We start from the raw sequence: 17,247 nt of genomic DNA, 5'->3' as shown, positions 1-17,247 counted from the left end.
TTCTTTTCGCTTTCAACCTACTTAAGCAAACCTCGCTTCTTTTCTTAAAGAAGCCGGTTCGACATGAAGGTAGTGGGCGAATAATTCTTTTACTTTTTCGGCTACTTCGGCACGGTTAACAGTTTGGGCATTACGTCGGCATTTAAGGTAATGCTCACGGGCGATTTTTTCTGACAGGTCGCCAAGGGTTTTTACCTTAAGTTCGCGGCCAAATTTACCTGCCAGTATCAAGCCGGTAATAGAGATCACCATACCTATGTAACCAACAATGCCAAATACAAAACTAACGGTTACAGATACCACCAGCGCTATGGCAAATGCCCATATTACCAACGGTTTTGGTCGCAGCAGGTTCATATGTAAACCCATTTCGTCTTCCAGGTCGGCAACAACCTCTATACGGTTATCGCGCGGGAAAAGCTCACAAAGCTTAGTTTGTGGTTTGAGGTCGCATTTCTCGATCGGTTTTTTAGCGTTGATCGCATTACGCAATTTATAAAAAGCCTGTTGCGTGGTGCAACTTTCGCCCTGTACTTGTTTAACCTTGTCAACAACCATGTCGCACAGGGCGCCAAAAGTTTTTATGTGTTTAAGATCTTCGTCTGCGAATCGGATATTGAACGATCTTTCGATCTTTAACAAAACATCACTTACATCCTCCGGATCGATATTATTCAAATTAACGACCGGTGTATTTTTTAAACTAACTTTCAATCCTATAGTACTAAATTAAACCATTTAGCCGCCGCGAAAACCCGGGGCGCTAATATTAAATTCAAAACCGGTGCCAGTTTTAAATTACTTGCTCAAATACATTGATTTTTCTTTATACAGGTGCCTGAAGTATGGATCCTGCAAATCGGGTATAAACCTTATCGCTTCCCCGGTCGATTTCATTTCGGGGCCCAGTTGTTTTTCAACCTCGGGGAACTTATCAAACGAAAATACAGGCTCTTTTATTGCATATCCTTTAAGCTTGCGCTCAATGGTAAAGTCTTTTAGTTTGTTAACGCCAAGCATTACTTTGGCGGCAATATTTATGTACGGCACATCGTAAGCCTTAGCTATAAATGGCACCGTACGTGATGCACGCGGGTTTGCCTCAATCACAAATACCTTATCTTCCTTAACCGCGAACTGGATGTTTAGCAAGCCACGAACGTTTAACGCACGTGCTATTTTGGCAGTATATTCTTCCATCTGGCTGATCACGTTATCGCTCAGATCAAACGGTGGTAATACCGCGAATGAGTCGCCCGAGTGGATGCCGGCAGGCTCAATGTGTTCCATTAAACCAATGATATGCACATCCTCGCCATCGTGGATAGAATCTGACTCAGTTTCGGCAGCGCGATCCAGGAAGTGGTCAATTAATACCCTATTACCGGGTAAATTTTTCAACAGATTTACCACAGATTTCTCCAGGTCCTCATCGTTTATCACGATGCTCATGCCCTGGCCGCCAAGTACGTAACTTGGGCGCACCAACACCGGGTAGCCTACTTCGTGCGCAACAACCAGTGCTTCTTCGGCACTTTCTGCAACACCATATTTAGGGTAAGGGATCTCTAATTCTTTCAACAGGTCGCTAAAACGGCCGCGGTCTTCAGCAACATCCATATCATTGAATGATGTACCGATGATCTTGATGCCATGCTCATGCAGCTTCTCGGCCATTTTAAGGGCGGTTTGGCCACCTAACTGAACAATAACGCCTTCCGGTTTCTCCAGGTCGATTATCTCGCGTACATGCTCCCAAAAAACGGGCTCGAAGTACAGCTTGTCGGCCATGTTAAAGTCGGTAGATACAGTCTCAGGGTTACAGTTGATCATAATGGCTTCGTAACCGCTTTCTTTAGCGGCTAATAAACCATGCACACAGCTGTAATCAAATTCGATACCCTGGCCAATACGGTTAGGGCCCGATCCCAATACGACGATCTTCTTTTTATCAGATACGATAGATTCGTTCTCGCCTTCGTAAGTAGAGTAGTAGTATGGCGTTTTCGCAGCAAACTCGGCCGCGCAGGTATCCACCATTTTGTAAACACGTTTTATGCCCAGTGCTTTGCGGCGCTGATAAACATCTTCTTCGGTTACATTACCTAAAACGTAGGCAATTTGGGTATCCGAAAAACCACGTTGTTTAAGGGTGAAGAAGAAATCTTCGGGGATATTATTTAATGAGTAGCGGCGTAGTTCTATTTCGATGTTCACTACATCCTGGATCTGGTTCAGGAACCAGCGGTCAATTTTTGTTACCTTTCGGATAGATTCAATTGGTACACCCAGGCTCATGGCATCATAGATATGGAACAACCTGTCCCAACTTGGATGCTCCAGACTGTGCATGATCTCGTCCAGGTTGCGGCTTTGGCGGCCATCGGCCCCAAGGCCGGCACGTCCAATCTCCAAACTCTGGCAGGCTTTCTGTAAAGCCTCTATAAAGCTGCGTCCAATGCCCATAACCTCGCCTACCGATTTCATGGTAAGGCCAAGCTCGCGGTTAGCGCCTTTAAATTTGTCAAAGTTCCAGCGGGGGATCTTCACGATCACGTAATCTAATGTTGGCTCAAAGTAAGCCGACGTTGTTTTGGTGATCTGGTTCTCTATTTCATCAAGGTTGTAACCTATGGCCAGCTTTGCAGCTATTTTAGCTATGGGGTAACCTGTTGCTTTTGATGCTAATGCTGATGAGCGCGATACGCGTGGATTTATCTCAATAGCGATAATGGTTTCATCGGCCGGGTTAACCGAGAACTGTACGTTACAGCCACCTGCGAAGTTACCAATGGCGCGCATCATTTTAATGGCTTGGTTACGCATCTCCTGGTAGCAGCGGTCGCTAAGGGTCATGGCCGGTGCCACAGTTATCGAGTCGCCTGTGTGGATGCCCATCGGGTCGAAGTTTTCGATAGAACAGATGATGATAACGTTATCATTACCGTCCCTCAATAACTCTAATTCGTATTCTTTCCAGCCTAAAACGGCTTGCTCTACCAAAACCTCGTGGGTTGGCGATGCCTGCAAACCGCGGCTTAAAGCAGCGTCAAAATCTTCTTTTTTATGTACAAAGCCCGCGCCTTTACCACCAAGGGTATAGCTTGGGCGAATTACCAGCGGGAAACCAATTTCCTGCGCGGCTTCTTTACCTTCCAGGAACGAGTTGGCTATTTTTGAAGGAGCCACCCCAACGCCAATATCCACCATTAACTGGCGGAAGGCTTCGCGGTTCTCCGTTTTCTCTATGGCGGCTATATCAACCCCTATAATTTTAACCCCGTATTTTTTCCATAAGCCTTGCTCATCAGCCTCGATGCAAAGGTTTAACGCGGTTTGGCCACCCATAGTAGGCAGCACGGCGTCAATCTTTTGTTCGATGAGTATTTTCTCAAGGCTTTCCACGTTAAGCGGTAGCAGATAAACATGGTCGCCAATAACCTTATCGGTCATGATGGTGGCGGGGTTGCTGTTGATGATGGATACGGTGATGCCTTCATCCTTTAACGAAAGGGCAGCCTGCGAACCGGCATAATCAAACTCACACGCCTGGCCTATAATAATAGGGCCCGAACCAATAATTAAAACGGATTTGATGGAAGTATCTCTGGGCATAGGGCTTTTTAAGTCAAAAAGTTAAAATTCAAAAGTAAAAATGGATGGTCCATTTCACATAAATCCTATGCGCTGAAAGGCGAAAAATCCCGACCTCAGCGTCGGGGTGCAAAGATAGCATTTTGCAGGTATTTGGGTAGTTAAATTTGTAAAAACATGTATTAACATTTGTGTACATCTTTAAACTTAAGCATGTCTGCCAATCGTAACTCCTTATCTGTGTCAAATCCACACGATGTTGTAAATTCTTTTGGGTTGCTGTATGTGCCAAAAAGCATGTCCCACCACACTATATCGCCGTAATTACTGGTGTGTTTATTATACTCGTGATGGATGCGGTGCATCTCGGGCCGTTAAAAAATATAGCCTATCCATTTAGGTGTTTTAATATTGGTATGGTAGAAAAACTCGCCTAATATAATAGTCCTTATTTCATATTAGTCTTTAAACAAAGTAACCAATTTGGGGAAAACACTCCCTTTTTCAGTATGATTAGTGAAATCGATTTCTGGTAGACTTGATGTAAATAATAATTCATTACTGCTAATCCGCTTCAAATTAATTTTAACATTATTCCCTGAAACTTCATCCCTGTAGGTTCCTGAAAATTCATTATTGTTACCCACTGAAATTAAAGACATATCTAACGTAAAACGATTTGCTATTTGCGACCCTCCCTTGATAAAATGTGTGACCTTTACATTTAGGAAATCTACATAGATATCTATTGTGCCGCGCTTAATTTGCTTCTTCTCGTTGGCAATGCTTAATTTAAAATCACTACCAGCTGATTTCCAATTACCTGAAAAATCATTTTTTATGGGGTTTTCGAGGTATTTACCTTGAGTTAATTCTAAGTTTTTTAACTGTGCGTTTGCACAATTGCAAAACAAAACTGACAATACTATTAAGAAATTTTTCATATTAGTTACAATTTTTTAAAGTTATAGTATTTGTAATAGGATCGTAAGATTCAACCACCCAGTTTGAAAAATCAGTGTTGGCTTTTAAAACAGAAATCCCCATATTTAGAGTGTTAATCATACTTAAAAGATTAGTTTCATTTTGAATGGTCGTATTGCCCGCCTTAATGTAGTTATTATAAATATTATCAAACAAATCTCTTCCTAACTGATCTGAAAAATACGTGGTAAATGCACTCGTGAATTTCTGATAATCACCAATCATCATAGAATACGTTGTTCCCTGACTTGTAATCACAGAAAAACTGAAACTATCTTTATTTGCAACTTTGTTTTGTTGGACATATTGAAAAAATGCATTTATATCGGAATTACTAAAAGTTGACAACGAAAGTTGAGCCGCATAATGGCTATGAACAATGTATTCTAAAGATGCATTTGCAAGGCTGCTCGGCTGAGGCGCATCCCAAGACAATGTGTTTGGTGTTCCCGTCCGATATTGTGCTACAGTACCCACTGATTTTAAATATCCGGTTTCATAGTTAAGATTAAGTTTACTTTTCAAATCTGCTAATTGAGTTTTAAGATCCGCTTTGGCTTTTTGTTTTCTGATTTTATCACAAGGATCCTCCGGTGGCGGTACTGGCGTACACGGATTGGTTCCGCCACCTCCACCACCACCAGGTACCAAGTTAACATGCTGACCGCCTACAATTGCTACCCCACCTACCGGCGGGCATGGGTTAGGGGGAGGCGGGGGAGGAAAATCGCCGGGATTTGTGCCGCCGCCGCCACTACCGCCACCGCCTGAACCGCCACTACCACCACCATCTGGTACGTCATAGCATTGGGTAATATAACTGGTCGTATAAGTGTAAGTACAATCATACATTCCCGTAGCAGGATTGGTAAAACAGCTGGCCGTTGTTGTTACCACAGGTTGAGAATAACAAAGCTGGGCTACGTTAATATCTTGCTTTGAGTTAACTTGCTTAGAAGGTGTTGCCGGTATACCGGATGTAACCGATAGCGTATTTGTGATAATGCCTTTTTCATACCGCCATCCGGCAAGGAATTCACCCTGCGCAGTATAATAGAGCAGCCTGCCGCTGAAGTCTTTATCGTGACTTTTATAAGTATTAAGGTTTAACCGGGCGAAATTTCCGTTTATGAAAGCTGTATCTGCTATTAAAACCATGTACCAGCCCCTAAATACACCTAAACTATCTTTTTGTACGATGAAAGACGTTTTAGTATAGTTGTTCTGTTGTGTAATGCCGTTCGCGTTGGTGCGGTCAAAAGCAAATACTACGGAACTGTTAACGAGGGGTAGTTCAACAAAGCTACCTTTGAATTTGCTGTAAACATCGGGTTTGTTCCAGTCAAGGTTAATTCCTTCATTCCACTTACGGTCGTTTAAAGAATTGGTGGCTTGTGAAGATTGTTTGTTGATCTTGGCGTTTGTTTCGAACCAGGCTTTTGCTTCTTTTATAGTTATAGATTGCACTGTATTATCTAAAGGGGTTGTACTTGTTGTAATTTCTTTTTTACAGCTGTAAACAAGTACAACAATAAAAAGTGAGAGCAGAAAAAAAGTAAATGCTAAATGCCGCTCAGCAAACCGCGAGAAATAATTTTTCATTTGTGATAAATTTGGTATGTATTACATCCAAATATAACACATTAATAAACTTAAAAGCAATCCCGTTAACTTTTTTTAACACGGATGAAATATTCGCTAAAAGGTTTACTTAATTAACTTATTATTAGCATCCGGGAAAATAAGAATTGGCTCGTAAGCACGGGCCTCATCAGCCTCCATGTATGCGTATGACATGATGATCACGATATCGCCAACCTGGGCTAACCTTGCCGTCGCGCCGTTAAGGCATATGGTACCGCTGCCACGTTCGCCCCTTATAACATAGGTTTCGAAACGGGCGCCGTTGTTATTGTTAACAATTTGCACCTTTTCGTTCGGGATGATATTAGCCGCGTCAATAAGGTCTTCATCAATGGTTATACTGCCAACGTAGTTCAATTCGGCCTGTGTAACCTTAACGCGATGAAGCTTTGATTTTAATACCTCAATAATCATGGTGCAAAGGTAGGAATATTTGGTTGATGGTTCATAGTTGATAGTTCATGGTAATGTTTCGCGTTTGTAATATCTGTATGACGGTTCTATGATCTATGAACCGTTAACTACTACCCATTTAATAATCACATTATCTATCAGCCTTGTTTTGCCAACGCGGGCGGCAGTTAGTGCAACAATATTTTTGGTATCCTCATTAGCAGGTAATAGCGTTTCGCCATCTACTATCCTGAAGTACTCTGGCTCAACACCATTTTCGGCTGTCAGTTTATCCATGGCTTGTTTTTGTAATGCCTCGATATTGTGATCGTCGAAATTGGCTTCTACCCAGTTAAGTGTTTTTGATAAAATGAGTGAGTATTGCCTGTCTTCGGCAGTTAAATGCACATTGCGAGAGCTCATGGCAAGGCCGTCGGCTTCTCGTTCTATAGGGCACATCACCATACTTACCGGGATGTGCATCAACTCTATCATTTTGCTCACCACCATAAACTGTTGGTAATCCTTCTGGCCCATATACAGGTTGGTTGGCTTTACAATATCAAGTAGTTTAAATACCACCTGCATAACACCCTGATAATGGCCGGGCCTAAATTCACCCTCCAGTAAATGTTCAAGTTGCCCAATGTCTAAATGCCATTGCTCATTATCGTCATACATCTCGTTAACCCCGGGGTTAAACAAAACATCACAACCGGCTTGCTCCAGCTTGGCCATATCGGCCTCGATAGGGCGGGGATATTTTTCGAGGTCTTTAGGGTCGTTAAACTGGGTGGGGTTTACAAAAATGCTGCATACGCTAATTGTATTGGCTTGGTTTGCCTGCGCAATAAGCGACAGGTGGCCATTGTGCAGCGCGCCCATGGTAGGCACAAAGCCAATAGTTACGGTGCCCTGTTCAGATAAATATTCGCGAAGATCCTTGCGGGTGATAAATGTTTTCAAACTAAAATAAAGATTGCAAAAATTTGGCAAAGGTGTACAATTACTTAAAAACTACCAAACGCTGTTGCACAAGTGGTTGCCAGTTCATATAATAATGCTTATATTTGCACACTCAAATTTTTTGAACTTCTTATACATTTATTAATAGATTAGTGATGGGTAAATCAAAACTACTGTTCATAACTCATGAAATGTCTCCCTTTCTCGAATTAACAAAAATTGCTGAGATAACGCGCCAACTTCCGCAAGCTATGCAGGATAAAGGTTTCGAGATCCGCATTTTGATGCCACGTTTTGGGAACATTAATGAGCGCAGGAACCGTTTACATGAAGTTATCCGTTTATCAGGGATGAACATCATTATTAATGATAATGATAATCCGCTGATCATCAAGGTAGCTTCTATCCCTGCAGCACGCATGCAGGTTTACTTTTTAGATAACGAAGAGTATTTTCAACGCAAGCACGTTTTCAACGACAAAGACGGTAAATTTTATGCCGATAACGACGAGCGTATGATCTTCTTCTGCAAGGGTGCATTAGAAACTGTTAAAAAACTTGGCTGGGCGCCGGATGTTATCCATTGCCACGGATGGATGAGTGCTTTGGTGCCTGCTTATTTAAAGACAACGTACAAAGACGACCCTACATTCAAAAATTCAAAAGTAGTTTACTCAATCTACGGAAATGAGTTTACGGAAAAAATGGATGATGATTTTGCACGTAAAGCCATAATGGGCGATATGACCGAAGCTAATACTGAAGTTTACAAAGAAGGTACCAATACAGCCATGTATGCGGGTGCTATCCATTACAGCGATGGTATTGTTTTAGGCAGTGCCGATATTGATGCCGATGTGTTAAATAATGTTAAAAACAGCAATAAATCGGTAATGGAATACGTTTCCACTTCTGATTTCGAAAATTATTACAATTTTTACGAAGAAATCACCAACGAACAATTGGTGGATGTTGCTTAAGCTTTAAAATTATATATGAAATTTTACAAATTAGGCTTATTAACCCTGTTAATAAGCCTTTTTATTTTGAATAGCTGCAAAACGCAGGATGGTATAGGTTTAGACCCGGCCAACCATATAAACGGTAGCTTGATAACAGATAACAGCGTTGTGGCTACAACCGTGCTTGAAGATTCTATTATTACAAATAATTTATCTTCTCGTGCACCGTTGGCCTACTTTAAGGATCCTGAATTTGGTATTACCGAAACTAACCTATCGGCAGTATTATCTTTGCCAGCTTCTGTAGCCTATACACCGCCAACAGGCGTAATTAAGGTAGATTCGGCTATATTGGTATTGCCTTATGCAACAAACGGCTTTTACGGCGATTCGCTTTTGTCAAGCTTTAAGATTGATGTACGCCAGCTAAATGAGCGTATAACGCCTTCAAAATCTTACTCTAATAACAAGCATTTTGAAACTATTTCAACTATAATAGGGTCAAAAACATTCAAATCAAGATCGCACGATAGTTTATATATTAAAGCGATAGTTATTGGCCGGCCAGATACGCTGATTAGGGTTAAGCCACAAGTTCGGATCCCACTTGATCCCGACAGGATGTCTGAATCTTTTTTTGGTGCAACGCCATCATCATTGGGCAATAATACGGTGTTTCAAAATACGTTTAAAGGATTAAATATTTCACTTGATAAATCCACAACAACTGGCGTGGGCGGTAATATGTTTTTTAGACTTGATTCTGCTGTGGTTACTTACTATTATCGCAGAACTAATGCAGGTGCTATCGATACCGCTGCGGTATCGTTGCCGTTAGCTACAAATGTAACCGAAATTAAGCACGCCTATAGCACACAAGTACAGGCTGCTTTAGACGGTACATCTACAGATAATTTGGTTTATTTACAAGGCCTTGCCGGCCTAAGGTCGAAAATTTCGTTCCCGAATGTCAAAAATATATTTACCGAAGGCGCTAATAATGTAATTATAAACCGTGCGGAACTTGTGGTAAGTGTTAAGCCAGGCACCGGTACACCATTTGCGCCAGGTAAAAGGCTTACGCTGTATAAATACGATATTGCAAAGCAACGTGTAAATTTACAGGATGCATCCCAGTTAGATCCACGGGCATCTGTTTTTGGCGGCAACTTTGATGCTACAAAAGGCGAGTACCATTTTATAGTAACCGCGTTCTTGCAAGATCTGCTGTTAGGTAAAACGGTTGATTACGGTACCTTCCTGGCACCGGTTGACCCTACTGCCACTACTACCCTTAATATTAATCCTGCTTCTACTTATGCCGATAGGACAATTATAGGCGGCAAGAATGCATCACCCTATAACATTAAGCTTAACATCATTTATACCAAGCTTAATCAATAAAAAAACTTTTTAAAGCCTTTGAAAAATACCCCAAATGGGGTATTTTTTTATATCTAATTTTTAACCTTGATAATGCTATTTATCTCCTTACTTTTGTTGCACATCTAATTCTATCAATTACAATACAAAATTCTATTTATTTATGTGCGGCATAGTAGGTTATATAGGTTTTAGAGACGCCTATCCAATAGTAATAAAAGGACTTCACAGGCTTGAATATCGCGGCTACGACAGTGCTGGTGTTGCCCTTGCAAATGATGGTCTAAAACTTTTTAAAAAGGCCGGAAAAGTAAGCGATCTGGAAGCCCATGTTGAGGGCCAGGATCTTGCCGGTACAGCGGGTATGGGCCATACCCGCTGGGCTACCCATGGCGCGCCAAGCGACAGAAATTCGCATCCGCACTCATCAGGCGACAGCAAGCTTACCATCATCCACAATGGTATCATTGAAAATTACGCTACCCTTAAAGAAGCCCTTTCATCAAAAGGCCACGAGTTTAAAAGCGATACCGATACCGAGGTATTAATACACCTTATTGAAGAAATAAAAGACGTCACAGGCCTTGGCCTGCGCGAAGCGGTTAGGCTTGCCCTAAACCGTGTTGTTGGTGCTTATGCCATTGTTATTATGAGCGCGGATGAGCCAGATGAGCTAATAGCGGCCCGCAAAGGAAGCCCCATGGTAATTGGCGTTGGTAAAGGCGAATATTTTATTGCATCTGATGCTACACCAATTGTGGAGTACACCAAAAACGTCATCTACCTAAATGATAACGAGATTGCTTACGTTAGGCGCGATGACCTGCTGATCAAAAATATAGACAATACTATTCAAACCCCTTACATACAAGAACTGGAGCTTAAGCTGGAAATGCTTGAAAAAGGCGGCTACGACCACTTTATGCTTAAAGAGATTTACGAGCAACCGCGCTCTATCCGCGATTGTCTGCGTGGCCGTATCTATCCAGAGCAGGGTTTGGTTGCCCTGGGTGGTATAAAAGAATACATTGAAAAGCTAAAGAACATCGACCGTATAATTATTGTGGCATGTGGCACCTCATGGCATGCGGGTTTGGTAGGCGAATATTTAATTGAAGAATACGCGCGTGTACCTGTTGAGGTAGAGTATGCATCCGAATTTAGATACCGTAACCCAATTATATCTTCAAAGGATTTAGTTATTGCCATTTCACAATCCGGCGAAACTGCCGATACTATGGCGGCTATCGAGCTTGCTAAAGAAAAAGGCGCTACTATATTTGGCATCTGTAATGTTGTTGGTGCATCTATACCACGTATTACGCATGCAGGGGTTTATACCCACGCAGGCCCCGAAATAGGTGTGGCATCAACTAAGGCATTTACTGCACAGGTTACTGTATTAACGCTTATAGCTTTCTACATAGCCCAGCAACGCGGTACAATTACCCAAAGCAAATTTATTGAGTACTTAACCGAGCTTGATGAGATTCCCTCATTGGTTGAGCAAACCTTGAAATGTAACGATGTGGTTAAAGCCATTGCCGAGCGTTTTAAAGATTCTACCAATTGCCTGTTCCTTGGCCGTGGCAGTTCGTTCCCGGTTGCGCTTGAGGGTGCTTTAAAACTAAAAGAGATTTCTTACATCCACGCGGAAGGTTATCCTGCTGCTGAGATGAAACACGGCCCTATCGCCTTAATTGATGCGGATATGCCGGTTGTGTTCATTGCTACCAAAAACTCATCGTATGAGAAGGTTATAAGCAATATACAAGAGGTTAAAGCCCGTGGAGGCCACGTCATCGCTATTGTATCTGAAGGTGATACCGATGTTAAAGCAATGGCCGATTACACCATCGAGATCCCGCAAACAGGCGAAACTTTTGTACCGTTACTGGCAACTATACCGTTGCAGCTGCTATCATACCACATCGCGGTAATGCGTGGTTGTAATGTAGACCAGCCACGTAACCTTGCAAAATCTGTGACAGTTGAGTAGTGATTAGTGAACTGAGATTTGTTCGCTAAATTTTATATTATACAAAGGCCGGTAGTTGTTATCGGCCTTTTTTTGCGCAATATCTTTAACCTCAAATCTTTAGCTTCAAATATATTTCACCTAATCTCCCATCTCCAGTCTCCAGTGGCTAAAACTGGAACAATCCTTGCCATAATTTATTTAACTAAAACTAATATATGGCACACCGCGGGAAACGAGGCCCATGCTGGGCAGGCTACAAAATAGCAGGCATGAAGAAAAAGAATGGCAAAAAAGTGCCTAACTGTGTTAAATCGGCGTCATCACCAAAACGAAAAGCTAAGAAATAAGGAAGCCGCCCGTGTTTGGCGGGCGGCTTCTATAAGCATAACGTTTGTCTAGACTTTTTTTGTCTTAGCTTCAACCTACGCCGGCATATGTTTCATGGTCTCGCTAAGGTCTAACTGCAGGCCTTGTGCTACTGCCATACCTAATCCAATATCCGCCCGAAACCAGTGGCAAAGCTGCCTGTTGGTTATTTCGTCTTTTTTAGGGCCATCAATACCACTCATGGAGTGTACAATGTTTTTCACCAGATCTTTTTTAGCCTCATCGCTCATCAGCTTGTATAGGTTTCCCGGTTGGGTGTAATGGTCGTTCTCGCCATCGGCATTGCGGTCATACCAATCTGCAACTTGGGCATTTATATCCCAAGCCGGTTCCTTATAACTTGGGTCGGCATGGATATCATCAAAACTGTTTGGCGAATAATTAGGGTTTCTACCGCCATTGCCATCAACCCGCATCCTGCCATCGCGCTGGTAATTGTTCACCATAAAGGGGCAACGGTTTACCGGGATCTGCTCATAATTAGCCCCAAGGCGGTAACGGTGCGCGTCGGGGTAAGAAAGTATGCGGCCCTGCAACATTTTGTCGGGAAAGTAGCCTATGCCATCTACAACGTGTGCCGGTGCAAAGGCAGCCTGCTCTACGTGTGCAAAATAGTTATCGGGGTTTTCGTTTAATTCTAAAACACCAACATCAATAAGAGGGTAGTCGCCATGTGGCCATACTTTGGTAAGGTCGAACGGATTGATATGATAGGTAGCAGCTTCCGCCTCTGGCATTACCTGGATCTTCAAATTCCACTTAGGAAACTCGCCGTTATCGATATGCGTTAAAAGGTCGTGCTGTGCAAAATCGGGGTTTTTGCCTCGCATGTCGCCGGCTTCTTCATCGGTAAAATTCTTGATGCCCTGTTGGGTTTTAAAGTGGAACTTCACATAGAAACGTTCGTTGTTATTATTAATGAACGAGAACGTATGGCTGCCAAAGCCATCCATGTGGCGGTAACCATACGGTGTGCCGCGGTCGCTCATTAAAATAGTCACCTGGTGAAGGCTCTCGGGGTTAAGCGACCAAAAATCCCACATCATGGTTGCACTTTTGCAATTGGAATAAGGATCCCGTTTTTGGGTGTGGATAAAATCGCCGAATTTTTTAGGGTCTTTTATAAAAAACACAGGCGTATTGTTGCCAACCAGGTCCCAATTACCGTCTTCTGTATAAAACTTAAGGGCAAAACCACGCGGGTCGCGCTCGGTATCGGCAGATCCCTTTTCGCCACCAACGGTAGAGAAGCGCAGGAATGTGCGGGTTTCTTTGCCTATCTCGTTAAAAAGCTTTGCGCGGGTATATTTGGTAATATCGTGAGTGATGGTTAAAGTGCCATAAGCGCCCGAACCCTTTGCGTGCACAACCCGCTCGGGGATGCGTTCGCGATTAAAGTGGGCCATTTTTTCGTGCAGGATAAAATCCTGCAATAGAATAGGGCCGCGTGGTCCTGCTGTTTGAGAGTTCTCGTTTTCTGCGTACGGCTTGCCCGATGCAGTAGTAAGTTTCTTTTTTATAGGGCCCATTATTTACTTAGATTAGTAAAATCAAACTTCACTAAAAATTATGAATAGAAAAAATCAATAATTACTATCTTTAGATAGATTATATTGATAATGACTATAACACAACTCGAATACGTTATCGCGGTTGACACCTACCGCAGCTTTGTGGCCGCCGCCAATAAATGTTTTGTTACCCAGCCAACGCTTAGTATGCAGATTCAGAAGCTGGAAGATACGCTTGGCGTAAAACTTTTCGATCGCAGCCATCAGCCGGTTATTCCTACCGAAATTGGTGAGGAGATCATAGCACAAGCGAGGATTTTACTGGCCGAAAGCGAAAAAATAAAGGAAATTATCACCGACAGACAAAAAGAATTGTCGGGAGAATTAAAGGTGGGCATCATCCCAACGGTGGCCCCGTATATACTACCCAAGATACTGAACGGCTTTATTGAAAAATATCCGCAGGTAAAACTCATTGTTTGGGAGCAAACTACCGAGATGATCATCCAGCAGCTAAAAATGGGGACGTTGGATTGCGGCATCCTATCTACCCCTTTGCACGAAAACAGCCTGACGGAAATCCCCGTTTTTTACGAAAACTTTGTAGCCTACGCATCCAAAAACAGCAAGCTCTATAAAAAGAAAACCATTACGCCCGATGATATTGATATGGAAGAGATTTGGGTGCTTAACGAAGGCCATTGTATGCGCGAGCAGGTGCTGAATATTTGCCAGCGCCGCAAAGCCACAAAAGGGTTTCAGCATTTTGAGTATAACACGGGTAGTGTTGAAACTTTGAAACGCATGGTGGATATGAACAATGGCGCAACCATTTTGCCCGAACTTGCACTTGCCGATATGAACGACCGCCAGCGCGACCGTGTGCGCTACTTTAAAAGCCCCGAGCCAGCACGCGAAGTAAGCATAGTGATACACCGTAATTTTTTAAAACGCCGAATGATAGAAGCCCTAAAAGTAGAGATCCTTGATTTTGTGCCAAAGCGTTTGCGTACAAAAAAGAAGAAAGAAATAATGGAGATATAAGGCGATAAATTGCAGAGACGCGATTACTTCGCGTCTCTTATAAGATTGCCTTACCAAAGGGACACGCAAAGCATTGCATCTTTACTGTAATGTTATTTGTTGGTCACTTCCCTCAAAGCCTCAACAATTTTTAAAGCAGTTGTGGCAAGTTCGTCTGCTGTTGGGCTAAGTTTTGGGCGGGCAAAATTCATATCATCTACCTGGTTCATGGGTATCAGATGAATATGGGCGTGGGGCACTTCTAAGCCAATTACGGCTACTCCAACCTTTTTACATGAAATAGCTTTTTTAATGCCCGTTGCCACGATTTTGGCGAACATCTGCAAGCCTATATAAACCTCATCATCCAGGTCAAAAATATAATCAACCTCGGTTTTAGGTATCACCAATACATGGCCCTCTGCCAGCGGGCTGATATCTAAAAACGCCAGAAACTCGTTAGTTTCAGCAACTTTGTGCGACGGTATTTCGCCTGATATAATTTTTGAAAAGATGCTCATGGTTGGGATATAATTAGTGATTTAATGAGTTGGTGAATTAGTGATTTTGAAATTCGCTCAATCACTAATTTACTCATTCGTCATTACCTGGAAATTTCCATTACCTCAAATTCAATAACACCTGCAGGTACGGTTATCTCGGCAACTTCGCCAACAGATTTGCCCAAAAGGCCTTTTGCAATAGGTGACGTTACCGATATTTTACCGGCTTTCATATCCGCTTCGCTTTCTGATACCAATTGGTAGCTCATTGTAGCGCCACTTTTTAAGTTTTTAATTTTTACGATAGATAGCGCCAAAACCTTTGATGAGTCCAGTTTAGATTCATCAAGCAAACGCGCGTTTGCAAGGGTTTCCTGCATCTGGGAAATTTTACCTTCGTGAAGCCCTTGCGCTTCTTTGGCTGCATCGTATTCGGCGTTCTCAGATAAGTCGCCTTTATCGCGCGCCTCAGCTATTGCAGCACTGATGTTAGCGCGGCCTGTAGTTTTTAAATATTGTAATTCTTCTTTTAATTTTTCTAAACCTTCTTTGGTATAGTATGATACCTCTGCCATAACACAATTATAATTAGTATTTATTATCAGATTACGCCAAAAAAAACCGCCCCCCTACTTTTTCCATAGAAGAGCGTGATGGCCTTAAAAACAAACAAGACTACGTGGGTTACCCTGCATAGTCTTGTTTAGTGTAAAACGAAGATAATATAATTAAGTTTTAATATCCAAATTTTTTTGTTGCACAAATTGAACTGATCTTGACTATTCACCTCCCGATAGCTACAGGGACAACCCAAGCTTAGAAAGCTTGGTGGCCATCACTTCGCTTATTTTGCGGTAGCTTTCAAACGTCCAACCGGCAACGTGGGGGCTAAGTAACAGCTTGCCGCTTTGGCGCAGTTCATCAAACCATTTTTGCTGGCCCAGCGCCGGGAATTTTTCTACCTCCAGCACATCCAACCCGGCAGCTATAATTTTGCCTTGTTTAATGGCATTAAGCACCGCCTGTGTTTTTACAACCTTGCCGCGGGCCGTGTTGATAAAGAAAATAGGCTTTTTAAAATGGAACAGGTATTCATCATCCACCAATCCATCGGTTTCTTTAGTTAGCGGAATATGCAGGCTCAGCACATCGCTGGTGCGTACAATCTCTTCCATGCTTACCTCGCGGGCGTATTGGTCGCTAAAGCCCGTTTTATATTTATCGTAAGCAATAACCAATACCCCAAAGCCCGACAGCCTTTTGGCAAAGCTGCTGCCCATGTGGCCGTAACCGATAATACCAACAGTTTTGCCCTTAAGCTCGTGCCCGCGGTTTTCCTCGCGCAGCCATTTGCCGTTACGGATCTCGGAATCGCCACGGTTAATGTTATTCATTAAAGATAGCAGCAGCCCCATAGCATGCTCGCCCACGGCATCCATGTTGCCTTCGGGCGCATTGATCAGTTCTATGCCTTTGGCAATGGCGTAGCCCTCGTCAATATTGTCCATACCGGCACCGGCGCGGCAAATAAAGCGTAGGTTTTGTGCTTTATCAATCAAGGTCTTATCCACCTGGAATTTTGAGCGGATAGCCAATCCATCATAATCATTAATAATAGCGAAGGCTTCTTCCAACTTCATATCTGGTTGGTAATTTACGGTGTAGCCAAAACTTTGGGCTTGCTCCATAAAGGCGGGGTGCAGGTCATCAACTATAAGGATGTGATTTTTCAAGGATATAAATGTTTGATGGCAAAATTAAGAAAAAGCAAGTCATTAGTTTAGGCTTACGATATATGTGTTTTAAGCGTGACGATTACTCACTCTGTCGTTGCTTCGCTCGATATCTCTCTCCGCTTTGCGGAAAGAGGGAATTCTTTTGATTACCTCTTTGCGTAGAAGAAAGGGTAGACCAGC

16 protein-coding genes are annotated in these 17,247 nt (G+C 42.6%); 5 read left to right on the top strand and 11 right to left on the bottom strand.

The features are described from left to right. Positions 1–21 precede the first annotated feature (21 nt). The 7 genes from ABIB39_RS03550 to panC all read right to left on the bottom strand — a co-directional run bounded on the left by ABIB39_RS03550 (position 22) and on the right by panC (position 7,581). Positions 22–678: an acyl carrier protein gene (locus ABIB39_RS03550; RefSeq protein WP_354427358.1), complete on the bottom strand. Its 657-nt coding sequence runs from the start codon at positions 676–678 to the stop codon at positions 22–24. Positions 679–798: 120 nt separating this feature from the next. Continuing rightward, the gene (carB, locus tag ABIB39_RS03545) at positions 799–3,615 is read right to left on the bottom strand and encodes a carbamoyl-phosphate synthase large subunit (RefSeq protein WP_354427357.1); all 2,817 of its coding nucleotides are present in this window, start codon (positions 3,613–3,615) and stop codon (positions 799–801) included. 161 nt (positions 3,616–3,776) lie between these two features. Next, positions 3,777–3,959 (bottom strand): sterol desaturase family protein, encoded by a 183-nt coding sequence (locus ABIB39_RS03540; RefSeq protein ID WP_354427355.1) that lies wholly within the window; start codon positions 3,957–3,959, stop codon positions 3,777–3,779. Positions 3,960–4,052: 93 nt separating this feature from the next. Next, a complete protein-coding gene (locus ABIB39_RS03535) occupies positions 4,053–4,538 on the bottom strand; it encodes a hypothetical protein (protein WP_354427354.1) in 486 nt (161 codons plus the stop codon). A gap of 1 nt (position 4,539) precedes the next feature. Continuing rightward, positions 4,540–6,180 carry a hypothetical protein gene (locus tag ABIB39_RS03530; protein WP_354427353.1) on the bottom strand — a complete coding sequence of 547 codons (1,641 nt, stop codon included), beginning with the start codon at positions 6,178–6,180 and terminating at the stop codon, positions 4,540–4,542. A gap of 105 nt (positions 6,181–6,285) precedes the next feature. Next, positions 6,286–6,636: an aspartate 1-decarboxylase gene (panD, locus tag ABIB39_RS03525; protein ID WP_354427351.1), complete on the bottom strand. Its 351-nt coding sequence runs from the start codon at positions 6,634–6,636 to the stop codon at positions 6,286–6,288. 93 nt (positions 6,637–6,729) lie between these two features. Beyond that, positions 6,730–7,581, bottom strand: coding sequence for a pantoate--beta-alanine ligase (panC, locus tag ABIB39_RS03520; RefSeq protein ID WP_354427349.1), 852 nt, complete (start codon positions 7,579–7,581; stop codon positions 6,730–6,732). A 155-nt stretch (positions 7,582–7,736) separates the two neighbouring features. Here panC and ABIB39_RS03515 point away from each other — a divergent pair, with 155 nt between their 5' ends. From ABIB39_RS03515 to ABIB39_RS03500, 4 genes are all read left to right on the top strand, one after another. Beyond that, a complete protein-coding gene (locus ABIB39_RS03515; RefSeq protein WP_354427348.1) occupies positions 7,737–8,561 on the top strand; it encodes a glycogen/starch synthase in 825 nt (274 codons plus the stop codon). Positions 8,562–8,576: 15 nt separating this feature from the next. Then, entirely contained in the window at positions 8,577–9,947 is a 1,371-nt protein-coding gene (locus ABIB39_RS03510; RefSeq protein WP_354427346.1) for a DUF4270 family protein, read from the top strand. Between the two features lie 142 nt (positions 9,948–10,089). Continuing rightward, on the top strand, positions 10,090–11,925 hold the full coding sequence (glmS, locus tag ABIB39_RS03505; RefSeq protein ID WP_354427344.1) for a glutamine--fructose-6-phosphate transaminase (isomerizing): 1,836 nt from the start codon (positions 10,090–10,092) through the stop codon (positions 11,923–11,925). 197 nt (positions 11,926–12,122) lie between these two features. Beyond that, the gene (locus tag ABIB39_RS03500; RefSeq protein WP_354427342.1) at positions 12,123–12,254 is read left to right on the top strand and encodes a hypothetical protein; all 132 of its coding nucleotides are present in this window, start codon (positions 12,123–12,125) and stop codon (positions 12,252–12,254) included. Between the two features lie 75 nt (positions 12,255–12,329). On the opposite strand, the gene ABIB39_RS03495 is transcribed toward ABIB39_RS03500, so the two are convergent. Further along, a complete protein-coding gene (locus ABIB39_RS03495) occupies positions 12,330–13,823 on the bottom strand; it encodes a catalase (protein ID WP_354427340.1) in 1,494 nt (497 codons plus the stop codon). Positions 13,824–13,913: 90 nt separating this feature from the next. On the opposite strand from ABIB39_RS03495, the gene ABIB39_RS03490 reads away from it, so the two are divergent. Continuing rightward, positions 13,914–14,849: a hydrogen peroxide-inducible genes activator gene (locus tag ABIB39_RS03490; protein ID WP_354427338.1), complete on the top strand. Its 936-nt coding sequence runs from the start codon at positions 13,914–13,916 to the stop codon at positions 14,847–14,849. A 92-nt stretch (positions 14,850–14,941) separates the two neighbouring features. Here the strand turns inward: ABIB39_RS03490 and ABIB39_RS03485 are convergent, their stop codons facing one another. The 3 genes from ABIB39_RS03485 to ABIB39_RS03475 form a co-directional block, all read right to left on the bottom strand. Further along, a complete protein-coding gene (locus tag ABIB39_RS03485; RefSeq protein WP_354427336.1) occupies positions 14,942–15,349 on the bottom strand; it encodes an HIT family protein in 408 nt (135 codons plus the stop codon). A gap of 83 nt (positions 15,350–15,432) precedes the next feature. Continuing rightward, positions 15,433–15,906 carry a transcription elongation factor GreA gene (greA, locus tag ABIB39_RS03480; protein ID WP_354427334.1) on the bottom strand — a complete coding sequence of 158 codons (474 nt, stop codon included), beginning with the start codon at positions 15,904–15,906 and terminating at the stop codon, positions 15,433–15,435. A 222-nt stretch (positions 15,907–16,128) separates the two neighbouring features. After that, positions 16,129–17,064 (bottom strand): 2-hydroxyacid dehydrogenase, encoded by a 936-nt coding sequence (locus tag ABIB39_RS03475; RefSeq protein WP_354427333.1) that lies wholly within the window; start codon positions 17,062–17,064, stop codon positions 16,129–16,131. Between the last annotated feature and the right edge of the window lie 183 nt (positions 17,065–17,247).

Origin of the sequence: Mucilaginibacter sp. UYP27 (genome assembly GCF_040547175.1) — a bacterium.
Taxonomy (GTDB): domain Bacteria; phylum Bacteroidota; class Bacteroidia; order Sphingobacteriales; family Sphingobacteriaceae; genus Mucilaginibacter.
The sequence above is the reverse complement of the archived record's forward strand: the minus strand, read 5'-3'. Positions and strand labels throughout refer to the sequence as shown.